Genomic DNA, 23,651 nt, shown 5'->3' on the forward strand with positions numbered 1-23,651 from the left:
ACGTGGGGGCACAGGAAGCGCAGGCGACGGCCAAGAGGCTGCGGGCGATCAGCGACGAGCTGTCGGACCGCTTCTACGAACGGGCCGACGTGGTGCGGACGCTCCTGGTGACGCTCCTCGCCGGACAGCACTCGTTGGTACTCGGCCCGCCCGGGACGGCGAAGTCCGAGATGGCCAGGGAGCTCACAAGCAGGATCGAGGGGGCGTCCTACTGGGAGATACTCCTGTCGAAGTTCACCGCGCCGACGAGGATGTTCGGTCCCGTCGATGTCGCGGCCCTGGCCCGTGGCGAGTACCGCCAGGTCTTCGAGGGCCGTGCCACGACCGCGCACGTCGCGTTCATCGACGAGATCTTCAAGTGCTCCACGGCGGCCCTGAACGAGACGCTCGGCTACCTCAACGAGCGGATCTACCACCCCGAGAGCGGCGGCGAGCCGATCCGCTGCCCGCTGATCGGGGCCATCACGGCGAGCAACGAACTGCCCAGCGGCGAGGACACGGCCGCGATCTACGACCGGCTCCTCGTGCGGATCGAGGTCGGATACCTGACGGACCCCTCGAACTTCGCCGCCCTGGTCCGCTCCGCCGTCGGCCGCCCCGTGGCACCGCCACGGACCACCGTCGAGCTGTCCGCGCTGCAGCACGCCGTGACCGAAGCCGTCCCCGCCGTGGACGTCCCCGAAGTGATCGTGGACGCGGTGTGCACGCTGCGGGCCGCGCTTCGCCGCAAGGAACTCGTCGCGTCCGACCGCCGCTGGCGGCAGGCGGTGGCCCTGCTCCAGGCGTCCGCGTACCTCGACGACCGCCCGGCCGTCGCCGTGACCGACCTGGCGGTGCTGACCCATGTGCTGTGGGACTCCCCCGCCGAGCGCCCGGCCGTCGAGCGGGAGGTGCTGCAACTGGTCAACCCCGACGCCAAGGAGGCGCTCGACCTGGCCGACACCATCGAGGAGCTGGAGGCGCAGCTCGACGCCATGGCCGGGCAGTCCCGCGAGGCGCTGAGCGACTGGGTCATCAAGAAGGCCCACAACAAGCTCGCCATGGCGGGCAAGCGCCTGGAGAAGCTGCGTGAGGAGGCGGCGGGCGCCGGCCGTTCCACCGCCGCCATCGACCGTGTCACCGGCCGCCAGCGCGCCGTCCGTGCCCGCGTTCTCACCGAGGCCCTCGGCATGGACGCGAGCATGGTGCAGGCCCAGCTCTGACCACCGGGGGGATCGGGACGATGGGTGGGACGATGGGCGGGACGCCGAGCAGACTCGACGCGTTGGCGGGCCGGGCAGGAAAGTGGCTCGGCCTGTCCGACGCCGCTCCTGGGGGCCACACCGCGGCCGTGGTCGGGGACCGGTTCGAACAGATCGCCTGGCGCGACACCTTCGAGCAGTCGGCCGGACTGCGCGAGCTTGCCGCGGAGCTGAACGAGCATCACGGCGCCACCACCGACACCACCGACCTCCTGACCGACGCGTTCCTGGCCGCCTACCAGGTCGGGCCACGGTTGCGCGAGCGGGCGGAGATGGCCACGAGCCGACTGGTCAACCACCAGGTCATCGCCTCGCTGCTGGAGTCACCGGACTTCGCCGAGCTGCACCGGGAGACGGCCGGCGACCCCTACGCCGCCGCGATGGCCGTGCTCGCCCAGGCCGCAGCGCTGCGCCGGCTCCTGGAGCGCTCCCGGGACGCCCAGGAACAGGCCGAGCGGGCGACGCAGGCCCAGCAGGACGCCGTACGCGCGGCGAGCGCCGTGAGCGAGGCGCTCCAGCAGGCCGCCGCCGGGGCCGAGGACGGCACCGTGGCCGCCCCGGCCGCCGATACCGTCCACGAGGCGGTCGAAGCGGCCGAACGAGCGGAGGCCGCCGCGCGACAGGCCGCCATGGGCGCCGCGCAGGCCCTCACGGCGGCGGCCCCCGGTATCGGCACCGGCGCGCGCAACGCGGCCGCAAAGGCCGCCAAGGCCGTGCGGGAGGAGGCCGCGCTGATGCGGGCGTGGGGCGTGGGCCCCGGAGAGCTCGAGCGGATGCCGTTCGACCAGCGCGCCCGGCTCGCCGAGCGGCTGCGGACCGGCCGTCTCGCCCAGTGGGCCGAACTGATCGGCCGCTTCCGGCAGATGGCCGGCGGCGAGCGCGCCCGCAAGGTCGAGAACACCACCGGGGAGCTGGTCGGCGTCACCCTCGGCGACGACCTCTCCCGCGTCATCCCCTCCGAGCTGGCCAACCTCGGTCTGCCGGAGCTGCGCGCGGTGTTCGCCGCGCGCTACGCCGCCGGGGAGCTGATGCTCTACGACACCCAGGGAGAGCAGAGCACCGGCAAGGGGGCCGTCATCGCGTGCGTGGACACCTCGCACTCCATGTACGTGGCAGGGCCCGGCGGAGTCACCCGGGAGGCGTGGGCCAAGGCGTGCGCCCTGGCGCTCCTGGATCAGGCCCGCCAGGCCGAGCGCGACTTCGTGGGCATCCTGTTCGCCGCCGCGGACAAGCTCCAGGTCTTCCGCTTCCCGGCCGGTCAGGATGCTGGCATCGCCCAGGTGCTCGACTTCGCGGAGACGTTCCTCGGCGGCGGCACCAGTTACCAGCGGCCGTTGACGGCGGCCGCCGAGCTCCTGAAGGAGGAGTTCGACGACGCCGCCCGCACGCGCGGCGACATCGTGATGCTCACCGACGACGAATGCGATGTCGCCGAGGAGTGGATGCGCGGCTGGAACGACGCCAAGCACCTGCTGGGCTTCCGTGTCTTCGGCGTGGCCATCGGCGCCCCGGACGCCGCCGGGAGCGGCTCGGTCCTCGAGGTCCTGTGCGACAACCTCAGGTCCGTCGAGGACCTCACCGACGTCCATGCCGCGGCCGACCTGTTCCGCGTGATCTGACTCCCGTCAGGTGCGGGCGGTGTCCCCGGCCGCCGGTACTCGCTCCTGCGACGGCTCGGTCCGCCCCGACGGCTGGGACACCTCTGCCAGGTGGTCCCTCCCCGCGTCCGGATCCGTGAGCCGGTTCAGGCGGTCCGGCACGTCGAAGCCCACGAGGAGCACCACGATCACCGTGCCCCCGAACGTCAGCACGGCCAGGGCCTGCCCCAGGTCCATGCCGGACGCGAGGTGCGCCCCGAGGACGGGTGCGACCGCACCTCCGAGGGCGCCCACGTTGTACGTGAAGCCCAGCGCCGCGCCCCGGCTCTCCGTGGGGAAGTGACCGCCGATGTAGCGCGGGAGCAGACCGGAGATGCCGAAGCTGGTGGCCTGGAGCAGGAACAGCAGGACGCCGAGCAGGAGCAGGTTGTCGTGCACCGCGAACACGGGGTAGACGAAGGCGAGCGAGCCGAGCAGCGTGAGCGCGTACGCCTTCTTCGCACCGATCCGGTCGCCGAGGAAGCCCGCCGCCCAGCAGCCCACCATGGTGCCGAAGCCCGCGAAGTAGAGGACATCGGTGACCTGGTCCGTGCTGTAACCGAGGTCGGTCTTCAGATACGTGGGCAGCAGCGCCTGAATGGGCCAGGAGTAGAGGAACGCGAAGAACAGCGTGACGATCATCGACAGGTACAGCGCCCAGCCGCGCTTCCCGCCGAGCTGGACGGCGAAGGCGGCCAGCGAGAGCCCCGCGACCACGGAGAGCACGGGCACCAGACCGGCACCGCCCGGCGTGAAGACCAGGAAGAGGGAGAGGGTGGCGACCACGGTCAGGGCCGTGTTGGCACTCGCCCGTCCACGGGTGGCGAACAGCGGACGGAACGGATTGGGCTTGGCGCCCTTCTCGGCGACCGACTCGGTCCACTCCGCCGCTTCCGGCAGCGCGCGCCGCATCCACAGCGCGACGGCGATCGGGATCAGGCCGAGGTAGAACATCCACCGCCAGCCGAGCGAGGGCACCACCCAGTTGTAGACCTGGGCGGCGAGCACCGAGCCGACCGAGAAACCGGAGATGAGGAAGCCGCTCGCCCGGCTGCGCAGCTTCGCGGGCCAGCTCTCCATCACGTACGTGGCGCTTGCGCTGTACTCCCCGGCCATGCCCATGCCGATGGCCAGCCGTGCGGCGAAGAGGCTGTGGTAGTTCCAGGCGAATCCGCAGGCGAACGTGCCCAGGGAGTAGAGCAGGATGCTCAGCACCATGGAGGCCTTGCGGCCGTACCGGTCGCCGAGGGCGCCGAGGACCGCGCCGCCGAGCCAGCGGGTGATGAACGCGCCGGAGATCAGGCTGGCCGCCTGCACGGTGCTGAGGCCGAACTCGTCGCTGATCTCGGTGAGGACCAGCGTGATCAGGACGAAGTCGAAGCCGTCGAGGACGTATCCGATCCAGGCGGCGAAGAACGACTTCCACTGGGTACGGCTGACTTCGCGGTACCAGCGGGGCTTGGCGGGTGATGTGGTCTGCACGGTGACTCCATGATGCGGGGCGACGCTCGTCGTTGAGCAGCCGGTCGCCTGAGGGGACAGGTCAGTGCTGTGACAGGTCAGTGCTGGGTGAGGCCCGCGACGAAGCGGGCGGTCAGGGCCGTGGGTGCGGTGATGGCGGTGCCGACGACGACGCAGTGGGCGCCTCGGGCAAGGGCCGCGGCGGCGTCCTCGGGGGTGTTGATACGGCCTTCGGCGACGACCGGGACGTCGATCGCGGCGGCGAGGTCGGCGACCAGAGTGAGGTCGGGGCCGGTCTGCTGCGGCGTTCCGGGGACGTAGCCGGAGAGCGTGGTGGAGACGAAGTCGGCGCCCTGCGCGGCAGCGGCGACGCCCTCGGCGAGCGTGGAGACGTCGGCCATCACCAGTGCGCCGGCCGCGTGGACCGCGGTGACGAGCTCGGCGAAGGTGGAGCCGTCGGGGCGCGGCCGGTCGGTGGCATCGGCGGCGACAACGGCCGCTCCCGCTTCCGCGATCGCCAGGGCGTGCCGGACGGTCGGGGTGATGTAGACGCCGGTGTCGCCGTCCTTCCACAGTCCGATCACCGGCAGGTCGACGGCCGCGGCCACGGCGGCGACGACCTCCGGCTCGTTGGCACGGATCGCGGCGCCGCCCCCGGCCGCCGCCGACCGCGCGAGCCGTACGAGGGTGCCGGTGTCCCGCATCGGATCACCGGGCGGTGCCTGGCAGGAGACGATCAGGCTGCCGCGGAGCCCGGCGGGCAGATCGGACGCGGTCCATGTCTGCTGCGTGGTCATCGGAGGGCTCCAGGGTGGTGAAGGGGCAGGCTCGTGGTGAGGGCGGCGGCGCCGAGCACTGCGGCGTCGTGACCGAACAGGGGAGCCCGGGGGACGAGGCCACGCAGCGGCGGCATCAGTTCGGCGGCGAAGGCGGCGGCAAGGGCGTCCGTGTACAGGGCGCCGATCCGGGGGACCCCGCCGCCGACGACCACCCGGTCGGGGCCAAGCGCGTTGGCGAGCCCGCCGAGCGCCTGTCCGACGGCCGCCGCGCCGGTGGTGATCGCGTGGACGGCGTCGGCGTCGCCCCGTGCGGCCCGCCCGGCGACCGTCTCCAGGCGGTCCACCGCGGTGCCGGTGAGCCGCTGGTAGTGGGCAGTGATCGCGGGCCCGGACGCGATGACCTCCAGGTGCCCGGTGGCGCCGCAGGTGCAGGGCAGCCCGGCCGCCGGCAGGCTCGGCACATGGCCGATGTGGCCCGCGATGCCCGCGGCGCCGTGCAGCATCCGTCCGTCGACGGCTACGGCGCCCCCGACGCCGGTCCCGATCGCGGCGAACAGCAGCGAACCGTGCTCCGCGTCCAGTGCCGCGAGCTCCGGACCGGCCGTGGCCCGTACGTCGTTGTCACAGGCCACCGGCAGCCCGGTCCGTTCGGCGAGCCCGGCGGCGAGGGCCGTGCCCGCCCAGCCGCTGATGGAGTCGGTGGCGCTGGTGACCCGGCCGGTGCGGGGATCGATGACCCCGGCGGCGGCGATGCCCAGCGCCGCCGCGCCGCGGCCCGGGTCGACCTCGGCGGCCGCGGTCGCCAGCGCGTCGAGCACGGCGTCGGCGCCGCTGCCGGCCGGGGTGGGCCGGGTGTGCCGGGCGAGGACGGTGCCGTCCTCGCCGACGAGCGCGGCAGCGATCTTCGTACCGCCGAGGTCGAGGCCGATGAGCGCGGCGCCGTCGTCGCCCGCCAGGGAGCCGGAGCTCATCGGACCGGCGACAGACCGGCGGCACGCAGCCGCCGCGCCACCAGCGCGACCGACTCGGCGGACAGCTGGATCTGCGGGAAGGCGGTGTCCCCGCACTCGATGATGCCGAGCAGCTGGAGCGCCGCCTTGAACGAGCCGAGCGCGGAGGAGCTGCGGCCCATGTCCGCCTCCGGGCCCACGTCGACCATGGCGAACAGGTCGACGAGCTGCTCCTGCTCCTTCGCGGCGAGCGCCCAGTCCCCGGCCCGCGCGGCCTCGTACAGCCGCACGTATCCGGCCGGGTCCACGTTGCCGATGCCCGGGACGACGCCGTCGACTCCGGCCAACAGGGCCGCGTCCACGGTCAGTTCGGACCCCGTGAGCACGCTGAACTGCGGGGCCGGGCCCTGGGTGCGGCCGTCGCGGCCGCCCAGTTCGACGATCAGACGGCGCAGTCCGCCCTCATCGCCGCTGCTGTCCTTGAGGCCGGCCAGCGTGCCGTCCTCGGCCAGGGCGCGCACCAGGCCGGGGGCGAGCTTGCTGTGGACGGCGACCGGAATGTCGTACGCGAACAGCGGGAGGTCCACGCTCGCGCGCAGGCGGCGGAAGTGCGCGGCGATCTCCTTCTCGTGGGTGCGGGTGTAGAAGGGCGCGGTCGCGACGAGGGCCTGCGCCCCCAGTGCGGCGGCGGCCCTGGCGTGCTCGACGACGCGTGCGGTGGTCGTGTCGATCACTCCGGCGAGGACCGGGACCCGGCCGTCGGCCGCGTTGACCACGGTCTCCAGGACGGTGGCCCGCTGCTCGTCGGTGAGGTAGGCGACCTCGCTGGTGGAACCGAGGGCGAAGAGGCCGTGCACTCCCCCGTCGACGAGGTGGTCGACGAGCCGGGCGAGGGACGCGGTGTCGACCTCTCCGTGGGAGTCGAGCGGGGTGCAGACCGGCGGGACGACGCCGCGCAGGGGTGCGGACAGAGACATGGGGAGGGCTCCAGCTCAGGGGGGGGTACATCGGCCCGCCGTCCGAGACGGTTGCGCTTGCAGTCGGGCGGGACATGGGACGTAAGATGTCCTACGTCTTGCCGTACCTTAAACAGATGCTCCCGCCACCGGTCAAGGGGCAATCGCACCTCAGGAGGATGCTGTGGCTCGCCCGACCACGGCCCAGGACACCGAGCGCCGACTGAAGGAGCTGATCCTGGAGCGCAGGCTGGCCCCCGGCGACGCGCTGCCCACGGAGGCCGAGCTGACAGAGCTCTTCGGGGTCGGCCGGGTGACGGTGCGTGAGGCGCTCAAGGCGCTCCAGGCCGTCAACGTCGTCGAGATCCGCCGGGGCTCCGGCACCTTCGTCGGCTCGCTCTCGCTGTCGCCGTTCGCCGAGGGCCTCGCGTTCCGGGCCGCCGTCCGTCACCGCCTGGGCGAGCCGGGGCTCTTCGAGTTGATGAAGGTGCGGGAGGCACTGGAGGCGGGCCTGGTCGGCGCGGTCACCGCGGGGATCCCCGCCGAGGATCTGGCGGTGCTGCGCGCCCTCGTGGGCGAGATGGAGACCGAGGCGGGCGACGGCCGGGTGGCGCGCTCCACCGACCGTGCCTTCCATCTCGCGCTCTACGCCTCGCTGGACAGCCACCTGCTCAGCGAGGTGCTCGACGCGTTCTGGGCGGCCATGGACCGCGTGCGCGAGGATCTCGACGACGGCCATCAGGACCCCGTCGTCACCTGCGCGCAGCACCGCGAGATCGTCGACGCGGTCGCGGCGGGGGACGGCGACCGCGCGGTGCGCGCCATGCGGACCCACTTCGACGGCATCCGCACGCGCCTGGAACCGCCCGCGGACCGGTCCACGGAGTGACCGGGACCCCGGCGGGGCCATCGGGAGGACGTACAACCAGGTCAGGCTTGCGCGGCGTCCCGGGCGCGGGCCTCGGCGATGCGGCGCCGCACCGGCGCGTAGTGCTCGCCCAGCGACTTCATGAAGGCGGGGACGTCACCGGCCCGCGCGGCGTCCACGATGCTCTGATGCGCGGCGACGGTCTCGGTCTCGTCGGCGTGCGTGAATCCGTCCAGATGCGGCGCGACGATCGCGAACACGTCCCAGAAGGCCATCGAGAGCTGCTCGACGAGTTCATTGCCGAGCGGTTCCACGAGCAGCGCGTGAAACGCCCGGTCCGCCTCCACGAAGCCGCGCGCTTCCCCCTCCCCCGCGCCCTGTTCCCGCATGTCGGCCACGAGGCTTTCCAGCGAGTCGAGTTGACCGGGGCCGAGCTGCGTGACGATCCGGTCGGCCATCCCGCGCTCGACGAGTTCGCGTACGTCGACGAGGTCGGCGAGGACCTGGAAGTCGTCGCCCGGCGAGAGCAGCCCGCGGAAGGTCAGGCTCTCGACCAGGGCCGAGAGGCTCAGCCTGCCGACGTAGGTGCCGTGGCCGTGGCGGACCTCGACGATGTCCAGAGCGTTGAGGATCTTGACGGCCTCGCGCACGCTGGAGCGGCTCGCGCCCAACGCCTCGCACAAGGCGGGCTCGGTGGGCAGCGGGTCCCCGGGGCGCAGCCGCTTCTGAAGGATGTAGCGCTTGATGCCCTCGACGACCTCCTGCCGGAGCAACTGCCGGCCGGGCTTCGCACCGGACATGGGTGAACTCCCCACCTCTTGACCCCTTTCGCTTGCCGAGCTGCGTTCACACGCTACCAAGGCATCAGACATCTGACGTCTCATGCCAGAAGGGGCGAATCTCGGCGGAGCCGCTTCGGGGAACGGGGACGTCAATCACGAACCCGTCAACGAAGCCCAGGCCGGTTCCACTATGCTTCCTGGCACCACCGCCTGCGCCGAGATGCGATCCGGTGCTACGCGCTCCATCAACGGAGAGATTCGCCGGGGTCGACGCGGTTTCGCGGGGCTGCCGGCCGTCGTACGCACGGTCCCCGGACTCCGCGACCCGAGTGTCCTTGTCAGCCGAAATCGGACCACGGTGTGTGGGCCGTGCCCCGGTGGCAAGATGTACAAGTGAGACAACGCCGATCGGAGTGTCATCGATATGGGTCTGAGTCCCGAACCCGATCGCAGGTCCCGGGATGCGGCTCATGCGGGTTCCGAGTTCATCGAACTGCTCGAGGTCATGTGGGAGCAGGGGCGTGAGGCCGTTCCGACGGGACCTGTGTCTCCGTCCCAGTTGCGCGTGCTGTACGCACTGGACCGCGAGGACGGCATCAATCTGCGGATGCTCGCCGAAGCCCTGGGGTCCGCTCCCCCGTCAGTGAGCCGCCTGTGCGACCGGCTGCAGGCCACGGGGCTTATCGAACGCACGCCGAGCCCGGTCAGCCGACGCGAGCTGGAGCTTCGGCTGACCAGCCACGGCAGGGCGTACCTCGCCGACCTGCGAAAGCGGCGGGAGAGCATCCTGATGTCCACCATCGACGCCATGCCGCCCAAGGCCCGGCGTGCGCTGCTCGAGGGGCTCAGGGGCTTTCGTGACGTCGCGACCGCTTCGGAGCAGGACGACGGCGGAGCCAGAACCTGGCGCTCGGTCGGTTAGACCGGCCCGCTCCTCTACCGTCCGAACCAGTCGAGGCAGACCACGAGGGCATCGTCGTCCAGGGGCAACGAGCCTCGGTAGTCTCCGAGATCGCGCAGCACGGCCTGCGGCACCTGTGACGCCGGCAGCAGGCGATGCGCGGACAGGGACCGCGCGAGCGCCCGCTCCCCGTACAACTCCCCTGCCGCCGATACGCCGTTGTAGACGCCGTCGCTGCCCACCAGAATGCGGTCACCCGGTTCGAGCCGCAGACGCTCCGCGACGTAGGCCGTCTCCTCGAACATGCCCAGGGGCAGTTGCGCGTCGAAGCCGACGGACTCGACCACCCGCCCTCGGAGCCGCCACATGCGGGGGGATCCGGCATCGACGGCCTCCACCTCGCCGGTGGCGAGATCGAAGCGCAGCAGCAGGACGGAGGCGTGCAGCGCGCCCCGGTACTGGGCGTAGACGGCCTGGTCGGCGAGGCTGGCCTGGCCGGGGAGGTCGAGCCCGGCGCGGCGGGCGTTGCGCAGCGCGTTCACCACGAGGTTGGTGAGCAGCGCCGCCTCCATCCCCTCGCCCATTCCGTTGGTCACGGTGAGCGTGAGGTGGTGCGCCGAGACCGTCCAGTCGAAGTTGTCGCCGAAGATCGCGTACGCGGGCTCCAGGTGGGCGCCCAAGGAGAATTCGGGACGGGACACCGAGCGCCCGGGCAGCAGCTGCCACTGCATCTCGGCGGCGAGCGTGAGGCGGGCGGCCCTGCGCGCGAGGAGGTACAGATCCGTGTCGCGTTCGGCGACCAGGATCTCGTGGCCGAGGGCCTCGCAGACGCGCTGCATCTCCGGCAGGTGGGCCGGGTCGAAGCGCTCGTCGGGAACGATGACGGTGAGGACGCCCATCCGGTCTCCCCGGACGGTCACCGGCAGATGCACGGTCGTCGCGCCCTCCACTGCCTTCGGTTCGACGCGGGGTTCCTGGGCGCCGAAGGCCCTGCCCTGCGGACTGCCCTGGATGGACACCGACTCGGTGGTGTACGGCACGTCCTCCACCACCTGAAGAGTGGTCAACCCGTAGTCGGCGAGGCGCAGTTCCGCCCTCTCGACCCCGTACTGCTCCCGCAGGGCCGCGGTCACGGCATCGAGCAACAAATGGGGAGCCGCACTGCGCAGTGCCCGCTCGACGGCAGCGAATCTGTCCACGTGATCCTGCTTCTCGTTAACGAATGCCTGGCTGATCCCGGGCAACCTCCCACATCGTACGATGCATGGAGACAACTATTTCCCCACAGCAAGAAAAATTGGGTCAACGCACATGCCTCCCGCGCGGCGGGGCAGGGGCCGTACGAGGATGTCGAACCCACCAGGGGAGGTAGGGATATGTCGCTGATCTCTGAACACGCTGTCGAGGGCGCGCTGCCTTGGATCGAGGACACGGACAAGGTGGCCCCGCAGGATGCGCGAGCGCTGTCGAAGCTGTTCTTCGACCGGCTGCAGACCTTGGAAGAGGGCACGCACGAATACCAATACGCACGCAACACCCTTATCGAGATGAACCTGACCCTCGTGCAGTTCGCGGCCCGCCGGTTCCGCAACCGGGGCAACGGCGACATGGAAGAGATCATCCAGGTCGGCACCATCGGCCTCATCAAGGCCATCGACCGCTTCGACCTCAGCCGCGAGGTCGAGTTCGCCACCTTCGCCGTCCCTTACATCCTCGGCGAGATCAAGCGGTTCTTCCGGGACACCACCTGGGCCGTGCATGTGCCGCGCCGGCTCCAGGAGTTGCGCGTGGAACTCGCCAAGGCGAAGGAAGAGCTCTCCACGCGTCTCGACCATGATCCGACGGTCAAGGAGCTCGCTGAGCACCTGGACATCACCGAGGACGAAGTCATGGACGGCATCGTCGCGTCGAACGGTTACACCGCAGGCTCCCTGGAGGCGCCCACCGACGGCGGCGAGAGCGCGGCCGCGCCGACGCGGACCTTGGCCGACGTGATCGGCGGCCCGGACCCCGCCATGGAGACGGTGGAGGACCTGCACACCCTTGCGCCGCTCCTCGACGAACTCGACGAGCGGGAGCGCCGCATCCTCGAAATGCGCTTCGGCCAGGAGATGACGCAGTCGCAGATCGGCGCCGAACTCGGCTTCTCCCAGATGCACATCTCCCGCCTCCTCACCGGCACCCTCACCAAGCTCCGCGCCGGAATGCTGGCCTGACACCGATATCCGCACCACCCACCCTCACCGCCCCGAGGCCGACACCATGAAGCTCATCGAGCGCGGACACCCGAAGGACAACCCCGTCCAGGCGGATGGCCGCGCTCGCTGGACTCTCGCGATCGTGGACGGCGCCGGCACCAACGGGCCTCGTCCCACCGCTGGTTGATCAGGGGACTCACTCACGGGCCTGCGCCGAGGGAGGCCGTCGGTCGGCCGCACCCCAATGCGGCCGACCGACGAAGCCAAGCGTCCGAGGCCGTTCCGACGCTTCGCACCCCGCGTCACGTGTGCCCCATCCGTTCCTCGGCATGCACCCTCCATCGGGTGAACGTCGCCCGACCAGCGGCGACGTCAGCGGCCGAGCGCCTGCTTGAGTTCCTGCTTGTTCATGGACGAGCGGCCCTCGATGTTCTTCTTCCGGGCCTCGGCGTACAACTGATCCTTGGTCGGGCCCTGCGCGCCGCTGTGCGAGCGCTCCCCGCCCCGCTCGTACGCCGATTTCTTGTCCCCCGTCGACGTCTTGCTGGCCGTCTTCGACTCCCCCGAACGCGCCCGCTCCTTGTTGACCGTCCGGGCGGCGATCTCCTTCGCCCGCTTGGCCGACTCCCCGCGGTCCTCGGCGCTGTCCTTGATGTGCTCGTACTGGCGTTCACGCTTCTTGTTCGATCCAGCAGGCATGTGCTGCCCCTTCCTCATCTTCCTCATCAGCGGGTTCGAGCGCGGCGATTCGTGTCTCCATGATTCTTCGTGGCCGAGCGGTCCGCACGTCGAAGGCCCTTTACCGCACCTGCTCCGACCGCGCCGTGCGCATGCGCACACCTGGCGGTTGTTTCTTCTCCGAGTCGAGGGGCAGGCGGAGTTCGTGCTTCGGACCGGAGGCGCATTCGCGGGGAGCGGTGTGCCCACTCCCGCCGGATGTCCGGCTCCGGGTCATCCCGTTTCTCGCGGTCACTTACTGGCCCACCGTTGAGGAGCGATTCCAGTTGCTTACCGATCTCCATGCACCCCAGTCCCGTCGTCGCACGTCGACCCGGCACCTGCACGACGACGCCCCCGACACCAAGGCGGCCGCCGCCCACCTGGCCACGCTCAAAGGCGGACCCGAGTACGACCTGCTGTGCGAGGAGATCGTGACGGCATGGCTGCCGATGGCGCACCGGCTGGCCAGCCGGTTCCGCAACAAGGGCGAGACCCTCGAAGACCTGCGTCAGGTCGCCGCGATGGGCCTGATCAAGGCGGTCAACCGGTACGAGCCCGAGCGCGGGGCCTTTGAGAGCTATGCCGTGCCCACCATCACCGGAGAGCTGCGCAGGCACTTCCGCGACCGCATGTGGGACGTACGCGTGCCCCGGCGCGTCCAGGAGCTGCGCAACAAGGTCCGGGTCGCACGCCGCGAGCTCATGGACCAGCCGGGAGGCGACGCCGAGCCCGGCATCGCGGCCATCGCCGAGCGGGCGCAGCTGACCGAGGACGAGGTCCGCGACGGGATGGAGGCGATGACGAGCTACAGCGCCCTGTCCCTGGACGCCGAGATGTCGTCCGCCGACCCCGACGGGTTCAGCCTGGCCGACACCCTCGGGGCGCCCGACCCGGCGTACGACTGCATCACCGACCGCGAGGCCGCCAAGGCCGGTCTGCGGCGGCTGCCGGAGCGTGAACGGACCATCTTGTACCTGCGCTTCTTCGAGGACATGACACAGAGCAAGATCGCGGAAGAGCTCGGCATCTCCCAGATGCACGTCTCACGCCTCATCACCACCAGCTGCGCCCGTGTCCGTTCGGAGGCCACCCGCTCAGACGGCGGCGCCGGGCACGCCCAGGCGGCGTGACGGCGGACCGCGTGCGGGTGCGCGCCGTGCTCGGCGATTGAGCCGCCCCTGGGGCGCCAGGGCCGCCCCAGGGGCTCGGAGCACGCCGGCCGCGGGCTCCGATACGGATGCCGATGCCCGTCCGGATATCCGGATATCCGGATACTGGAGCCATGGGGTTTCGAGCAGCTCCACGCGAGCTTCTCGCCGGGGAAGCAGAACGAGCTCAAGGAGCGGCAGTCGGCACCGGTGATGCCGGACGACCAGGACGACGGGGCACCCCCGCACCGGACGACGGTGAACCTCGACGAGGGGGTCGCAGTCGTCCGCATGCCCCGGTCCGATCAGTGACAGGTCCGGGCCCACCACTCCTTACCGCCGAGTAGTATCGCGTGCCACCCTGCCTCGTACCGCCGAGCCGCGAGGAGACCTCGTGTCTGCGCATTCCCCTCGTCCGCCTCTCCCTTCGTCCGCCCGCCTCCACCCCGGCCAAGGAGCACCGCGATGACCCGGATCCAAGTCGGCTCCCTCGTCGAGGACTTCACGCTGCCCGACGAGACGGGCACGCCCACGTCCCTCTCGTCGCTCCTTGCCGAAGGACCGGTGGTGGTCTTCTTCTACCCGACGGCGATGACACCCGGCTGCACCGCCGAGGCGTGCCACTTCCGGGACCTTGCCGCGGAGTTCGCCGCGGTGGGTGCCAGGCCGGTGGGGATCAGTTCGGACGACGTCGCGCGCCAGCGCGAGTTCGCGGGGCTGCACACGCTCGGGTTCCCGCTCCTGTCCGACCCGGAGGGCGTGGTGCGCGGGCAGTTCGGCGTGACACGCGGCTTCGGCCCCCTGCCGACCAAACGGGTCACCTACGTCATAGGGCCCGACCGGCGCGTTCTCGAAGTGGTGCGCAGCGAGTTCCGGATGAGCGCCCACGCGGACCGGGCCCTGGCGGCTCTGCGGTCCGCCGTCGGCTAGGAGGGCGTCCAGGCCGCTTCGGCTGCTTGCGCGGTGGGGTACGCCGGGAAGACCCAGTCGAGCCCCACGATGCCGAGGATGCGGCTGATGTGGCCGGGGACCGCTGCCAGGACGAGGACCGCCCGGGCGGCCAGGGCGTGGTTGCGGGCGGCGATCAGGGCGGAGATGCCGCTCGAGTCGCAGAAAGTGACTCCTGCCAGGTCGACGACGAGCTGCCGGCCCGCCTGAAGGTGCAGCTCGGGCAGGAGTTCGCGCAGCTGCGAGAAGCTGTCGTGGTCGAGTTCTCCGGCCAGTTCGACGACGGGCCCGGCGGTGGTGGTGCGGACATGGACGGCGAGTTCGGTCACTGCTGCTCTTCACTGATGGGTCGGTGCACGCTGATGGCGAGGACGGCGGTGTCGTCGTCGACTCCGGTGCCGAAGGTGTCGAGCAGGTCACGGATCGCCGCGACGGCGCCCGGGGCGGTGGTCGGCGCCAGGGCCTGGGCGAAGCCGAGGAGCGCTTCGTCCCCGTAGCGCTCGTCGTCGCTGTTCGAGGCCGTGTGGGCCTCGGTGAGGCCGTCGGTGTGGAGCAGCAGGGTGTCCCCGGCCGTGAGGTGGATGCTGGTGGTGGCGATGTGGGCGTCGGCCAGGACGCCGATGAGCTGTCCGCCGGGGGTGGGCAGGTGGTCGGCGCTTCCGTCCGCCCGCAGGAGCAGGGCCGGGGGGTGGCCGCCGCTCGCCAGCGTGATGCGAAAGCCGCCCTGGTCGGTGTCCGGGGTGAGCAGTCCGAAGATGACGGTGCAGAACCGCGGGTCGTGGCCGTTGTATTCGTGGTTGAGGACCGTGTTGAGGTTGCTCAGGACGGCGGCCGGGTCCGGGTCGTAGACGGCTGCGGCACGCAGGGTGTAGCGGGCCAGGGAGGTGACGGCCGCAGCCGCGGCGCCCTTGCCGCACACGTCCCCCAGGAACAGTCCCCACGTCCCCGAGCCGAGGGGAAAGAGGTCGTAGAAGTCGCCGCCGACCATGTCCGCGGAGGCGATGTGGTAGTGCGCGGCCACTTCGAGGCCGGGCACGCTCACCAGCGCCGGGGGCAGCAGGGTCTGCTGAAGGGCGGCGTTGAGCCGCTTGAGTTCCTCGCGTTCGCGTTCCGCTTCTTGTCGGGCGCGCAGCAGCTCGGTTTCGTAGGCGCGGCGTTCGCGGGCGTCGAAGACGGTGGTGCGGATCAGCAGCGGCTGTCCGTCGCTGCCGGTCTTGACCGTGGACGTCACAAGGACGGGCAGACGGCTGCCGTCGGCGGCCTTGAGCTCCAGGGCGATTCCGCTGACCTCCCCCTGCATGCGCAGCAGGGGGCTGAAGTGCGTCTCGTGGTAGAGACGTCCGCCCACGGTCAGCAGGTCGGAGAACGTCCTGCGGCCCACCAGGTCGTCGTGGGCGTGGCCGAGCCAGTCGAGCAGCGTCGTGTTGATCTTGGCGATGGTGCCGTCGAGCAGCGTGGAGAGGTAGCCGCACGGCGCGTGCTCGTACAGGTCCTCGGCACTGTCCTCCAGGAGCGCGGAGAACGCCGCGCGGTCGCCTCCGGCCCCTTCCCCGGGATCCGGGCGCTCGCTGCTCCCGCCGTCGCTGGTCCTGGACATCATGGTGTGGCTCTGACGAAGTCGGTGATCGCGGCCGCCGTCTCCTCCGGCGCGGCGAGCTGGGGGCAGTGGCCGGTCGCGTTCAGGGTGACGAGACGGCTTCCGGGGATCTGGGCCTGTACGAAGGCTCCGACCTCCGGGGGCGCGATCGCGTCGCGGGAACACTGCGCGACCAGGGTGGGAACGGTGACCTTGGAGAGGTCTTCGCGGTTGTCGGACAGGAACGTGACACGGGCGAAGACGCGGGCGATGTCCGGATCGGTGCGGCAGAAGCTGTTGGTCAGTTCCTCGCCCAGTTCCGGCCGCTCGGGATTGCCCATGATCACCGGGGCCATGGCGCCCGACCAGCCCAGGTAGTTCGCGTCCAGCGAGCCGAGGAGTTCATCGATGTCCTCGGCGCTGAACCCGCCGCGATAGCCGGTGGCCGGATCGTCGATGAAACTCGGCGACGGGGCGAGCAGGACCAGGCCGGCGAACGCCTCCGGCTCCCGCGCAGCGGCAAGGACGCCCATCATCGCGCTCACCGAGTGCCCGACGAACGTCACCGGGCCGAGTGCAAGCTCACGGCAGATCTCCAGTACGTCGTCCGCGTAGCCGTCCAGCGCGGAATAGCGTTCCTCGCTCCAGGCCGACAGATCGGAGCGCCCGGCGCCCACGTGGTCGAAGAGCACCACGGTGAAGTCGCTCTCCAGGAGCGGCACCACGAGGCGCCACATGTGCTGGTCGCATCCGAACCCGTGCGCCAGCATCACCACCGGGCCCCCGGCCCGACCGGACACCGTCACATGATTCCTGCCCCGAACAGCCATGCGACACATCCTCGCAGAAGCACTGCCGACCGCCCTCTCGACGGTCGCGGCACCGACCACCCGGTCACAAAGATGGACGGGCCGTGCCGGGCCGGTGTCTGTCACCATGTTCTGGACTGCACTCGCTGGTGCGAAACGGAGCCGTCCCGTGCGCCGGAAGTCCGGCTCACAAGAGGCGGCGAGACCGAACGGATTATCGATCCGGGTCGGAACAGTATGCGCCGCGTCCAGCAGGGTAGGTGAGCGCAGACAACGGGGACGAAGGTGAGAGGAAATGGAGTCAGCCGGCAGCGACGGCGAGGGGCCGTCGGGAGCTCACACCATGGGCGTCGCCGTCTCTTTGAACGGCGAGGACTCCTCCATAGCCGAGGCACGTCACCTCGCGGTCGACTTCCTCACCCGCGCCCGGGCGGACCAGAACGTGGCCGTCTCCGCCCGCGCGATGGACCTCACCCAACTGGTGGTCAGCGAACTGGTCACCAACGCCCGCAAGTACGCACCCGGGCCCCTGCTGATGGAGCTGTGCATCGAGGACGCCACGGTGGCGGTGACCGTGCACGACAGCGCCCGTACCCAGCCCGTCGCCCGCGCCGAGGACCCGCACAGGATCGGCGGACACGGCCTGGAGATCGTCATGGCCGTCGCCCAGCACTTCCACGTCCACCTCGAACCGGCCGGCAAACGCGTCACCGCCCACATCTCCCTGGCGGGCGAACCGGCCGCCGACGCCGCCCGAAACGGTTCGCCCCGCAGCACTCGGTGATCTGCTGCCGGTGACCTGAGTGACACACGCGAGGTCCGGGTACACGAGCCAGCTCGTGGGCCGGTGCGCACGCCACGTATCCGTACGCAGGCGCCCACCGCACTGAGCCCGTCCGCCCCCCACCGAGAAGGAGCCCCTCACATGCCGGACAAGACAACGCCGACCGACGTCGTAGAGCTGATCCTCGACGATCACCGGCGGATGGAGGACCTGTTCCGCCAGATGCGCAGCGTAGAAGCCGAACGGGCCGATGCACTGCGGGAGTTCGCCGACCTGCTCATCGCTCACGCTCACGCGGAGGAGGCCGAGGTCTACCCCGCGCTCAGGCGCTACCGGGACATCGACGACGACGAGGTCGAGCACGGCGTCGAGGAACACGAGGACGGCAACAAGGCGCTGCTGGCCCTTCTGGAGGTGAACGACGTCGGATCCGACAGCTGGGACGAGAAGCTGGAGAAGCTGGTCGAGGCCGTGTCCCACCACACCGATGAGGAGGAGCGGACGATCCTCAACGGCGCACGCGAGAACGTGGCGATGGAACGCCGCGAGGAACTGGGCACCGCCTTCACCAAGGAACGCGACAAACACATCAAGGCGGGCTGCGGAAGCATCGACAGTGTCCGGCGCCTCGTGAAGGCCTGAAGCGAGCTTCGCCCGTCATCTCGCCATCGCTTCCCCCTCCACGAGTAATTCGTAGCTGCCGCGATTACCGGGCTGCCGCGATTACCGGATGTATTCGGAGCGGTGGGCGGGTGCGGATTGGTCCAGAAGAAATTCTCCCTCGAACGAGTGGCTGACCAATCCGCACCCGCCCACCGCTCCGGATAACCCGATGTGAGCGAAGAAGCGAAAACATCGAGGCGCACGGGCGTATGGCGGCTTGGCGCGCTCGGCGCCTTGAGCGGCCTGTTGGCGGGTTACTCCGCACTGGCGACGGCCGAGCTCACGTCTGCCGCGGTACGCCCCGAGTCCAGCCCCGTGATCGCGGTGGGCGGGGCCGCGATCGACCGCACGCCGGCCGCCGTGAAGGACTGGGCGATCCAGCACTTCGGTACGAACGACAAGCTCGTCCTGCAGCTCGGCATCCTCGCCGTCCTCACCCTTCTCGCGCTCGCCCTCGGAGCGCTGGCGGCCCGGTACCGGCGCGTCGGCTCGGCAGGAGTCCTCGTGTTCGGCGTGGTCGGGGGCTTCGCCGCGACGAGCCGGCCCGATTCGACGAGCATCGCGGACGCGCTGCCTTCGGTGGCCGGTGCCGTGGTGGGAGCGGGGCTCCTGTACTACCTCGTCGGGCGCCTGCGGCCGCGCAGGACCCCGACTGCTGCGCAGACTCACGACGAGGCACACGAGGCACACGAGGCTGAAGAGGCGACGGAAGAGGAGACGGGCTGGGACCGGCGGGGCTTCATCGTCGCCGCGACGGCCGCGGCAGCCGCGTCCACGGGGGTCGGCCTGCTCGGCCGCTCCCTGAACGGTGCTCAGGGGCAGGACGCCGTGGCCTCACGCAACCAGATCAGGCTGCCCGTCCCCGCCTCGGCCGCATCGCCCGTTCCCAAGGGTGCGGCGCTGCGCGTCAAGGACGTCACCCCGTTCATGACGCCCAATCAGGACTTCTACCGAGTCGACACCGCGCTGGTGGTGCCCAAGGTCGACGCGACCTCGTGGCGGCTGCGGATCCACGGCAAGGGCGTCACCCGCGAGGCGACCCTCTCCTTCGCGGACCTGCTGCGTATGCCGCTGATCGAGCGGAACATCACGCTGGCCTGCGTCTCGAACGAGGTGGGCGGCCCGTACGTGGGCAACGCGCGGTGGATCGGCGTACGCCTCGCGGATCTCCTGGCGCAGTGCGGTGTGGAGCCGCCGTCGAAGGGCGGGCCCGCGGACCAGCTGGTCGCGCGGTCCGTGGACGGGATGACCATCGGCAGCCCGGTCGAGGACGTCATGGACGGCCGCGACGCCATGCTCGCCCTCGGGATGAACGGCGAACCACTGCCCTTCGCGCACGGGTTCCCGGTGCGCATGGTGGTCCCCGGCCTGTTCGGCTTCGTGTCCGCCTGCAAGTGGATCCAGGACATCGAGCTGACCACGTTCGACGACTACGACCCCTACTGGGTGAAGCGGGACTGGGCCCGCAAGGCCCCGGTCAAGACCCAGTCCCGGATCGACACCCCCAAGCCCTTCGCCCGGCCGAAGGAAGGCACCGTGACGGTCGCCGGGGTGGCCTGGGCCCAGCATCGCGGCATCGACAAGGTCGAGGTGCGCGTGGACAACGGCCCCTGGCGGCAGGCCGACCTGGCCGCCGAGGACACCCGGGACACCTGGCGCCAGTGGTCCTTTCCCTGGAAGGCCACCTCCGGTGGCCACACCGTGACGGTCCGGGCCACTGACCGAACGGGCGAGATCCAGACCGAGCAGCGAACCCGCACCATCCCCGACGGGGCCAGCGGATGGCATTCGGTGGTGGTCACCGTGGATTGACCGCTGTTCCGGAACTGCCTTCTTCACTGCGTGGCTCAACGACCGCAGGACTGAATGACCGCAGAACTGAATGCCCGCAGAACTGAACGACCTCTCGAATTTCCCTCACTGCGCAAAACAATCAAGGAGCAGAAATGAACGCCATCACCCGCCGCACTCGTCGTGGAGCCCTCGTTCTCGCCGCGGCGGCGATGCTGCCGCTCGCCCTGACCGCCTGTTCCAGTGACGACGGCAAGGACAAGGCGTCCTCGGACGCGAAGTCGTCCGCCGCTTCGGACAAGGCGACCGACGAGGGCACGGACAGCGCTTCCGGCGGCACGAGCAGCGACGAGCCGTTCGGCCCCGCCTGCGCCTCCGTACCCAAGGACGGCAAGGGCAGCTTCGACGGCATGGCGAAGGACCCGGTCGCCACCGCGGCGTCCAACAACCCGGAACTGTCCACGCTCGTGACCGCGGTCAAGAAGGCCGGTCTGGTCGACACCCTGAACAACGCCAAGAACATCACGGTGTTCGCGCCGACCAACGACGCCTTCGCGAAGATCCCCAAGGCCGACCTCGACAAGGTCCTGAACGACAAGGCCATGCTCACCAAGGTCCTCACCTACCACGTGGTGGGTCAGAAGCTGGCGCCCAAGGACCTGGAGAACGGCTCGTTCCCGACGCTGGAGAAGTCCAAGCTGACGACGTCGGGCTCGGGCGAATCCTTCAAGGTCAACGACTCCGCCAACGTCGGCTGTGGCAACGTCAAGACCGCCAATGCCAACGTCTACATCATCGATACGGTCCTGATGCCGAAGATGTGACATCGGTAGACACTGGTAGACATCGGTAGACACCGGTAGCTGCGAGGGGCCGCACCCTAAAGGGTGCGGCCCCTGCCGACCTGACCGTTACGCCGGGTCGATGCGGAAGACACTGCCGCCGATGTCGAGCACGTACAGCTCACCCTTCCCGCCCTGCACGAACGAGATGACCTCGCCGCCGTTGACTCCGAGGTCGCTCGCCCCGGTCACCTTGCCGTTCTCCATCCGGAGGGCGCGGATGGTGCCGTCGCAGTAGTCGCTGAACACGTACTGGCCCTTGAGGCCGGGGATCGCCTTGCCGCGATAGACGTATCCGCCGGTCACCGAGCAGCCAAGACCCGTGCGGTCGTACTCGTGGACCGGCGGCACGTGGTTCGCGGGCTCCGTGCCTCCCCTGAAGGGATGGTTGCCCTCCATCTGGGACCATCCGTAGTTCTCGCCGCCCTCGCTGTCGGACGGTGCCCAGTCGATCTCCTCCCAGGCACTCTGGCCGACGTCACCGATCAGCAGGTCGCCCGTGCCCGCGTCGAAGGAGAACCGCCACGGGTTGCGCAGCCCGTACGCCCAGATCTCGTCCTTCGCCTTCGGGTCGTCCACGAAGGGGTTGTCCTTCGGGATCGCGTACGGCTTGCCGCCGGCCGGGTCGATCCGCAGCAGCTTGCCGAGCAGTGTGTCGAGGTTCTGCCCGTTGCCGTGCGGGTCGCCGCCCGAACCGCCGTCACCCAAGGCGATGTAGAGATAGCCGTCGGGACCGAACTTGATGTCGCCGCCGTTGTGGTTCGGATAGGGCTGCGTCTGGGTGAGGACGGTGCGCCGGGTGTCGGGCCGGATCTTGCCGTGCCGCACGGCGAACTCGTCGACGGTGCTGGTGCCTTCGAGGTTCGTGTACGAGATGTAGAAGTGCGCGAACTTCTTGTCGAACGCGATGCCGAGCAGCCCGCGTTCACCGTCGGTGGTGGTCTCCTTGGTGATGTCGAGGACGGGCTTGCCGAGCCCTTGACCGTCCAACACCCTTACGGTTCCCGCGCGTTCGGCTATCCATACCGTGCCGCCGGGTCCGGCGGCGCCGGCGGACGGGTTCGCGGCCGTGGTGACCTTCGTGAGCGCGACCTTCGGTACCTGGCGTGGTGCGGTGGGCTCGTCGGCGAACGCCGCGGTCAAGGCGAGGGAAGCGACGAGGCAGATGGTGGCGATGATCGCCGAGCTTCTGGTGCGGACTTTCACCGTGATCCTCCTAGAGGCGGCGAATGGGGGGGGGACCACCCGGCTGCTTGGGACAGAGTTGGGGCGGGCGCCACCCGCGCCGGCACGCAACCTGAGTGGGGGGATGGTGTGCTACTGGCCACGGACGAGGATAGTGGGACGGGAGCAGTTGGTATAGACCAGGACCGTCCCCAACCGGCCGATTCCGACAGCGCCGTGAGCCGCGAGGGCGCCCATCTGCCAGGCACTGAGGGGGCCCTGTCACTACCCCGAACAACTCGGCCCCTCACCGAGGGCCCGCGAGCACGGATGGCGAGGCGAGGCGGTCGTAGGCTTCCCACGAGACGTGAAGCCGCAGGTCCTCGACAGGCCGCGGTCGGCCGACCGGGCCGGAGTGGGACCGGCCCGGACGCGATGGAACGGAGAGCACTGATGCACCACATTCACCTGCGCGATCTGGACGTTTCCCGGATCGGTCTCGGGGCGATGGGCATGTCCCAGGCGTACACCGGCGCCGGAACGGACGAGGCGGAGTCGATCCGCACCGTGCACCGCGCCCTTGAGCTGGGCGTCAGCTTCATCGACACCGCCGAGATCTACGGCCCGTACACGAACGAGGAGTTGCTCGGCCGCGCTCTGAAGGGGCGCCGCGACCAGGTGGTGCTTGCGACGAAGTTCGGTCTGGTGTCACACGAGGGCGAAGGGCCGGGGAACCTGGACTCCGGCCCGGCCAACATCCGTGCCGCCGTGGAGGGATCACTCGCCCGCCTCGGCACGGACCGCATCGACCTCTACTACCAGCACCGGGTCGACCCGAACGTCCCCATCGAGGAGACGGCGGGCACCATGGGCGAGCTGATCGCCGAGGGCAAGGTCCGCGCGTTCGGCCTGTCCGAGGCCGGACCCGACACCATCCGCCGAGCCGACGCCGTCACCCCGGTCACCGCCGTCCAGTCCGAGTACTCACTCTTCACCCGTGAACCCGAGGCCCGTGTCCTGCCGACGCTGCGCGAACTCGGCATCGGCTTCGTCCCCTTCTCGCCCCTTGGCCGCGGCTTCCTCACGGGGACGATCCGATCCACCGACGGCTTCGACAAGGACGACTTCAGGCGGGACAACCCGCGCTTCTCCGGCGAGAACTTCCAGCACAACCTGCGCCTGGCCGACGAGGTCCAGGCCGTCGCCGCCGAGGCCGGCGCCACCGCGGCGCAGATCGCCATCGCCTGGCTGCTCGCCCAGGGGGACGACATCGCCCCCATCCCGGGCACCAAGCGCGTGAGCCGCCTCGAGGAGAACGCGGCCGCCGATGCCGTCCGGCTCACGCCCGCCCAGCTCGACCGGCTGACGAATCTCCCGCCCGCGGCAGGCGCCACGCACAACGAGGCCCAGCTGAACATGCTCGAACGCTGACG

The 23,651-nt window shown here is 70.3% G+C and carries 23 protein-coding genes and 1 pseudogene; 13 read left to right on the forward strand and 11 right to left on the reverse strand.

Annotated features, from left to right (window positions below; translation table 11 throughout):
* Window positions 1-2 precede the first annotated feature (2 nt).
* Complete coding sequence (locus M4V62_RS03295; protein ID WP_249585680.1) at window positions 3-1,202, forward strand: AAA family ATPase; 1,200 nt, start codon at window positions 3-5, stop codon at window positions 1,200-1,202.
* A gap of 32 nt (window positions 1,203-1,234) precedes the next feature.
* On the forward strand, window positions 1,235-2,860 hold the full coding sequence (locus tag M4V62_RS03300; RefSeq protein ID WP_249592678.1) for a VWA domain-containing protein: 1,626 nt from the start codon (window positions 1,235-1,237) through the stop codon (window positions 2,858-2,860).
* A gap of 6 nt (window positions 2,861-2,866) precedes the next feature.
* Here the strand turns inward: M4V62_RS03300 and M4V62_RS03305 are convergent, their stop codons facing one another.
* The 4 genes from M4V62_RS03305 to M4V62_RS03320 all read right to left on the reverse strand — a co-directional run bounded on the left by M4V62_RS03305 (window position 2,867) and on the right by M4V62_RS03320 (window position 7,045).
* Complete coding sequence (locus M4V62_RS03305) at window positions 2,867-4,360, reverse strand: sialate:H+ symport family MFS transporter (protein ID WP_249585681.1); 1,494 nt, start codon at window positions 4,358-4,360, stop codon at window positions 2,867-2,869.
* 77 nt (window positions 4,361-4,437) lie between these two features.
* Window positions 4,438-5,136 (reverse strand): N-acetylmannosamine-6-phosphate 2-epimerase, encoded by a 699-nt coding sequence (locus M4V62_RS03310; protein WP_249585682.1) that lies wholly within the window; start codon window positions 5,134-5,136, stop codon window positions 4,438-4,440.
* Window positions 5,133-6,089 carry an ROK family protein gene (locus M4V62_RS03315; protein ID WP_249585683.1) on the reverse strand — a complete coding sequence of 319 codons (957 nt, stop codon included), beginning with the start codon at window positions 6,087-6,089 and terminating at the stop codon, window positions 5,133-5,135. Before M4V62_RS03315 ends, M4V62_RS03310 begins: the two co-directional genes overlap by 4 nt.
* Entirely contained in the window at window positions 6,086-7,045 is a 960-nt protein-coding gene (locus M4V62_RS03320; RefSeq protein ID WP_249585684.1) for a dihydrodipicolinate synthase family protein, read from the reverse strand. Before M4V62_RS03320 ends, M4V62_RS03315 begins: the two co-directional genes overlap by 4 nt.
* Window positions 7,046-7,208: 163 nt before the next feature.
* Here M4V62_RS03320 and M4V62_RS03325 point away from each other — a divergent pair, with 163 nt between their 5' ends.
* Window positions 7,209-7,913: a FadR/GntR family transcriptional regulator gene (locus M4V62_RS03325; RefSeq protein WP_249585685.1), complete on the forward strand. Its 705-nt coding sequence runs from the start codon at window positions 7,209-7,211 to the stop codon at window positions 7,911-7,913.
* A 41-nt stretch (window positions 7,914-7,954) separates the two neighbouring features.
* Here the strand turns inward: M4V62_RS03325 and M4V62_RS03330 are convergent, their stop codons facing one another.
* Complete coding sequence (locus tag M4V62_RS03330; protein WP_249585686.1) at window positions 7,955-8,692, reverse strand: FadR/GntR family transcriptional regulator; 738 nt, start codon at window positions 8,690-8,692, stop codon at window positions 7,955-7,957.
* Between the two features lie 406 nt (window positions 8,693-9,098).
* On the opposite strand from M4V62_RS03330, the gene M4V62_RS03335 reads away from it, so the two are divergent.
* The gene (locus M4V62_RS03335) at window positions 9,099-9,596 is read left to right on the forward strand and encodes a MarR family winged helix-turn-helix transcriptional regulator (RefSeq protein ID WP_249585687.1); all 498 of its coding nucleotides are present in this window, start codon (window positions 9,099-9,101) and stop codon (window positions 9,594-9,596) included.
* A 14-nt stretch (window positions 9,597-9,610) separates the two neighbouring features.
* On the opposite strand, the gene M4V62_RS03340 is transcribed toward M4V62_RS03335, so the two are convergent.
* Window positions 9,611-10,774: a PP2C family protein-serine/threonine phosphatase gene (locus M4V62_RS03340; protein WP_249585688.1), complete on the reverse strand. Its 1,164-nt coding sequence runs from the start codon at window positions 10,772-10,774 to the stop codon at window positions 9,611-9,613.
* Between the two features lie 177 nt (window positions 10,775-10,951).
* Here M4V62_RS03340 and M4V62_RS03345 point away from each other — a divergent pair, with 177 nt between their 5' ends.
* The gene (locus M4V62_RS03345; RefSeq protein ID WP_249585689.1) at window positions 10,952-11,791 is read left to right on the forward strand and encodes an RNA polymerase sigma factor SigF; all 840 of its coding nucleotides are present in this window, start codon (window positions 10,952-10,954) and stop codon (window positions 11,789-11,791) included.
* A gap of 354 nt (window positions 11,792-12,145) precedes the next feature.
* Here M4V62_RS03345 and M4V62_RS03350 read toward each other — a convergent pair whose 3' ends face one another.
* A complete protein-coding gene (locus M4V62_RS03350; protein WP_249585690.1) occupies window positions 12,146-12,472 on the reverse strand; it encodes a plasmid stabilization protein in 327 nt (108 codons plus the stop codon).
* Window positions 12,473-12,777: 305 nt separating this feature from the next.
* Here M4V62_RS03350 and M4V62_RS03355 point away from each other — a divergent pair, with 305 nt between their 5' ends.
* The 3 genes and pseudogenes from M4V62_RS03355 (at window position 12,778) to M4V62_RS03365 (ending at window position 14,571) form a co-directional block, all read left to right on the forward strand.
* Window positions 12,778-13,623 carry a SigB/SigF/SigG family RNA polymerase sigma factor gene (locus M4V62_RS03355; RefSeq protein WP_249585691.1) on the forward strand — a complete coding sequence of 282 codons (846 nt, stop codon included), beginning with the start codon at window positions 12,778-12,780 and terminating at the stop codon, window positions 13,621-13,623.
* Between the two features lie 156 nt (window positions 13,624-13,779).
* A pseudogene (locus M4V62_RS03360) lies at window positions 13,780-13,953 on the forward strand (DUF6191 domain-containing protein); the annotation flags it as partial.
* Between the two features lie 153 nt (window positions 13,954-14,106).
* Window positions 14,107-14,571 (forward strand): peroxiredoxin, encoded by a 465-nt coding sequence (locus M4V62_RS03365; RefSeq protein ID WP_283779068.1) that lies wholly within the window; start codon window positions 14,107-14,109, stop codon window positions 14,569-14,571.
* Here the strand turns inward: M4V62_RS03365 and M4V62_RS03370 are convergent.
* Genes M4V62_RS03370 through M4V62_RS03380 form a run of 3 tightly spaced genes read right to left on the reverse strand, consistent with a single transcriptional unit; the run spans window position 14,568 to window position 16,995 of the window.
* On the reverse strand, window positions 14,568-14,918 hold the full coding sequence (locus M4V62_RS03370; RefSeq protein WP_249585692.1) for an STAS domain-containing protein: 351 nt from the start codon (window positions 14,916-14,918) through the stop codon (window positions 14,568-14,570). The genes M4V62_RS03365 and M4V62_RS03370 overlap by 4 nt on opposite strands.
* Window positions 14,915-16,186, reverse strand: a complete 1,272-nt coding sequence (locus M4V62_RS03375; protein WP_249592680.1) for a SpoIIE family protein phosphatase — start codon at window positions 16,184-16,186, stop codon at window positions 14,915-14,917. The genes M4V62_RS03370 and M4V62_RS03375 overlap by 4 nt, the downstream gene beginning before the upstream one ends.
* Window positions 16,186-16,995 (reverse strand): alpha/beta fold hydrolase, encoded by an 810-nt coding sequence (locus tag M4V62_RS03380; protein WP_249585693.1) that lies wholly within the window; start codon window positions 16,993-16,995, stop codon window positions 16,186-16,188. The genes M4V62_RS03375 and M4V62_RS03380 overlap by 1 nt, the downstream gene beginning before the upstream one ends.
* Before the next feature lie 274 nt (window positions 16,996-17,269).
* On the opposite strand from M4V62_RS03380, the gene M4V62_RS03385 reads away from it, so the two are divergent.
* The 4 genes from M4V62_RS03385 (at window position 17,270) to M4V62_RS03400 (ending at window position 21,036) form a co-directional block, all read left to right on the forward strand.
* On the forward strand, window positions 17,270-17,758 hold the full coding sequence (locus M4V62_RS03385) for an ATP-binding protein (protein ID WP_249585694.1): 489 nt from the start codon (window positions 17,270-17,272) through the stop codon (window positions 17,756-17,758).
* Between the two features lie 141 nt (window positions 17,759-17,899).
* On the forward strand, window positions 17,900-18,400 hold the full coding sequence (locus tag M4V62_RS03390) for a hemerythrin domain-containing protein (RefSeq protein WP_249585695.1): 501 nt from the start codon (window positions 17,900-17,902) through the stop codon (window positions 18,398-18,400).
* Between the two features lie 192 nt (window positions 18,401-18,592).
* A complete protein-coding gene (locus M4V62_RS03395; protein WP_249585696.1) occupies window positions 18,593-20,233 on the forward strand; it encodes a molybdopterin-dependent oxidoreductase in 1,641 nt (546 codons plus the stop codon).
* Window positions 20,234-20,376: 143 nt separating this feature from the next.
* Entirely contained in the window at window positions 20,377-21,036 is a 660-nt protein-coding gene (locus M4V62_RS03400; protein ID WP_425574981.1) for a fasciclin domain-containing protein, read from the forward strand.
* Window positions 21,037-21,123: 87 nt separating this feature from the next.
* On the opposite strand, the gene M4V62_RS03405 is transcribed toward M4V62_RS03400, so the two are convergent.
* Window positions 21,124-22,260, reverse strand: coding sequence for a PQQ-dependent sugar dehydrogenase (locus tag M4V62_RS03405; RefSeq protein WP_249585698.1), 1,137 nt, complete (start codon window positions 22,258-22,260; stop codon window positions 21,124-21,126).
* Window positions 22,261-22,671: 411 nt separating this feature from the next.
* Here M4V62_RS03405 and M4V62_RS03410 point away from each other — a divergent pair, with 411 nt between their 5' ends.
* A complete protein-coding gene (locus M4V62_RS03410; RefSeq protein ID WP_249585699.1) occupies window positions 22,672-23,649 on the forward strand; it encodes an aldo/keto reductase in 978 nt (325 codons plus the stop codon).
* The last annotated feature ends 2 nt before the right edge of the window (window positions 23,650-23,651 follow it).

Source organism: Streptomyces durmitorensis (genome assembly GCF_023498005.1).
In the GTDB taxonomy this organism is placed as follows: domain Bacteria; phylum Actinomycetota; class Actinomycetes; order Streptomycetales; family Streptomycetaceae; genus Streptomyces; species Streptomyces durmitorensis.

Excerpts from the sequence above, each read along its gene's own strand:
- M4V62_RS03385 (WP_249585694.1), top strand. The coding sequence starts at position 17,270 with ATGGAGTCAGCCGGCAGCGACGGCGAGGGGCCGTCGGGAGCTCACACC.
- M4V62_RS03320 (WP_249585684.1), bottom strand. The coding sequence starts at position 7,045 with ATGTCTCTGTCCGCACCCCTGCGCGGCGTCGTCCCGCCGGTCTGCACC.
- M4V62_RS03300 (WP_249592678.1), top strand. The coding sequence starts at position 1,235 with ATGGGCGGGACGCCGAGCAGACTCGACGCGTTGGCGGGCCGGGCAGGA.
- M4V62_RS03350 (WP_249585690.1), bottom strand. The coding sequence starts at position 12,472 with ATGCCTGCTGGATCGAACAAGAAGCGTGAACGCCAGTACGAGCACATC.
- M4V62_RS03315 (WP_249585683.1), bottom strand. The coding sequence starts at position 6,089 with ATGAGCTCCGGCTCCCTGGCGGGCGACGACGGCGCCGCGCTCATCGGC.
- M4V62_RS03365 (WP_283779068.1), top strand. The coding sequence starts at position 14,107 with ATGACCCGGATCCAAGTCGGCTCCCTCGTCGAGGACTTCACGCTGCCC.
- M4V62_RS03410 (WP_249585699.1), top strand. The coding sequence starts at position 22,672 with ATGCACCACATTCACCTGCGCGATCTGGACGTTTCCCGGATCGGTCTC.
- M4V62_RS03310 (WP_249585682.1), bottom strand. The coding sequence starts at position 5,136 with ATGACCACGCAGCAGACATGGACCGCGTCCGATCTGCCCGCCGGGCTC.
- M4V62_RS03330 (WP_249585686.1), bottom strand. The coding sequence starts at position 8,692 with ATGTCCGGTGCGAAGCCCGGCCGGCAGTTGCTCCGGCAGGAGGTCGTC.
- M4V62_RS03390 (WP_249585695.1), top strand. The coding sequence starts at position 17,900 with ATGCCGGACAAGACAACGCCGACCGACGTCGTAGAGCTGATCCTCGAC.
- M4V62_RS03380 (WP_249585693.1), bottom strand. The coding sequence starts at position 16,995 with ATGGCTGTTCGGGGCAGGAATCATGTGACGGTGTCCGGTCGGGCCGGG.
- M4V62_RS03345 (WP_249585689.1), top strand. The coding sequence starts at position 10,952 with ATGTCGCTGATCTCTGAACACGCTGTCGAGGGCGCGCTGCCTTGGATC.
- M4V62_RS03375 (WP_249592680.1), bottom strand. The coding sequence starts at position 16,186 with ATGTCCAGGACCAGCGACGGCGGGAGCAGCGAGCGCCCGGATCCCGGG.
- M4V62_RS03335 (WP_249585687.1), top strand. The coding sequence starts at position 9,099 with ATGGGTCTGAGTCCCGAACCCGATCGCAGGTCCCGGGATGCGGCTCAT.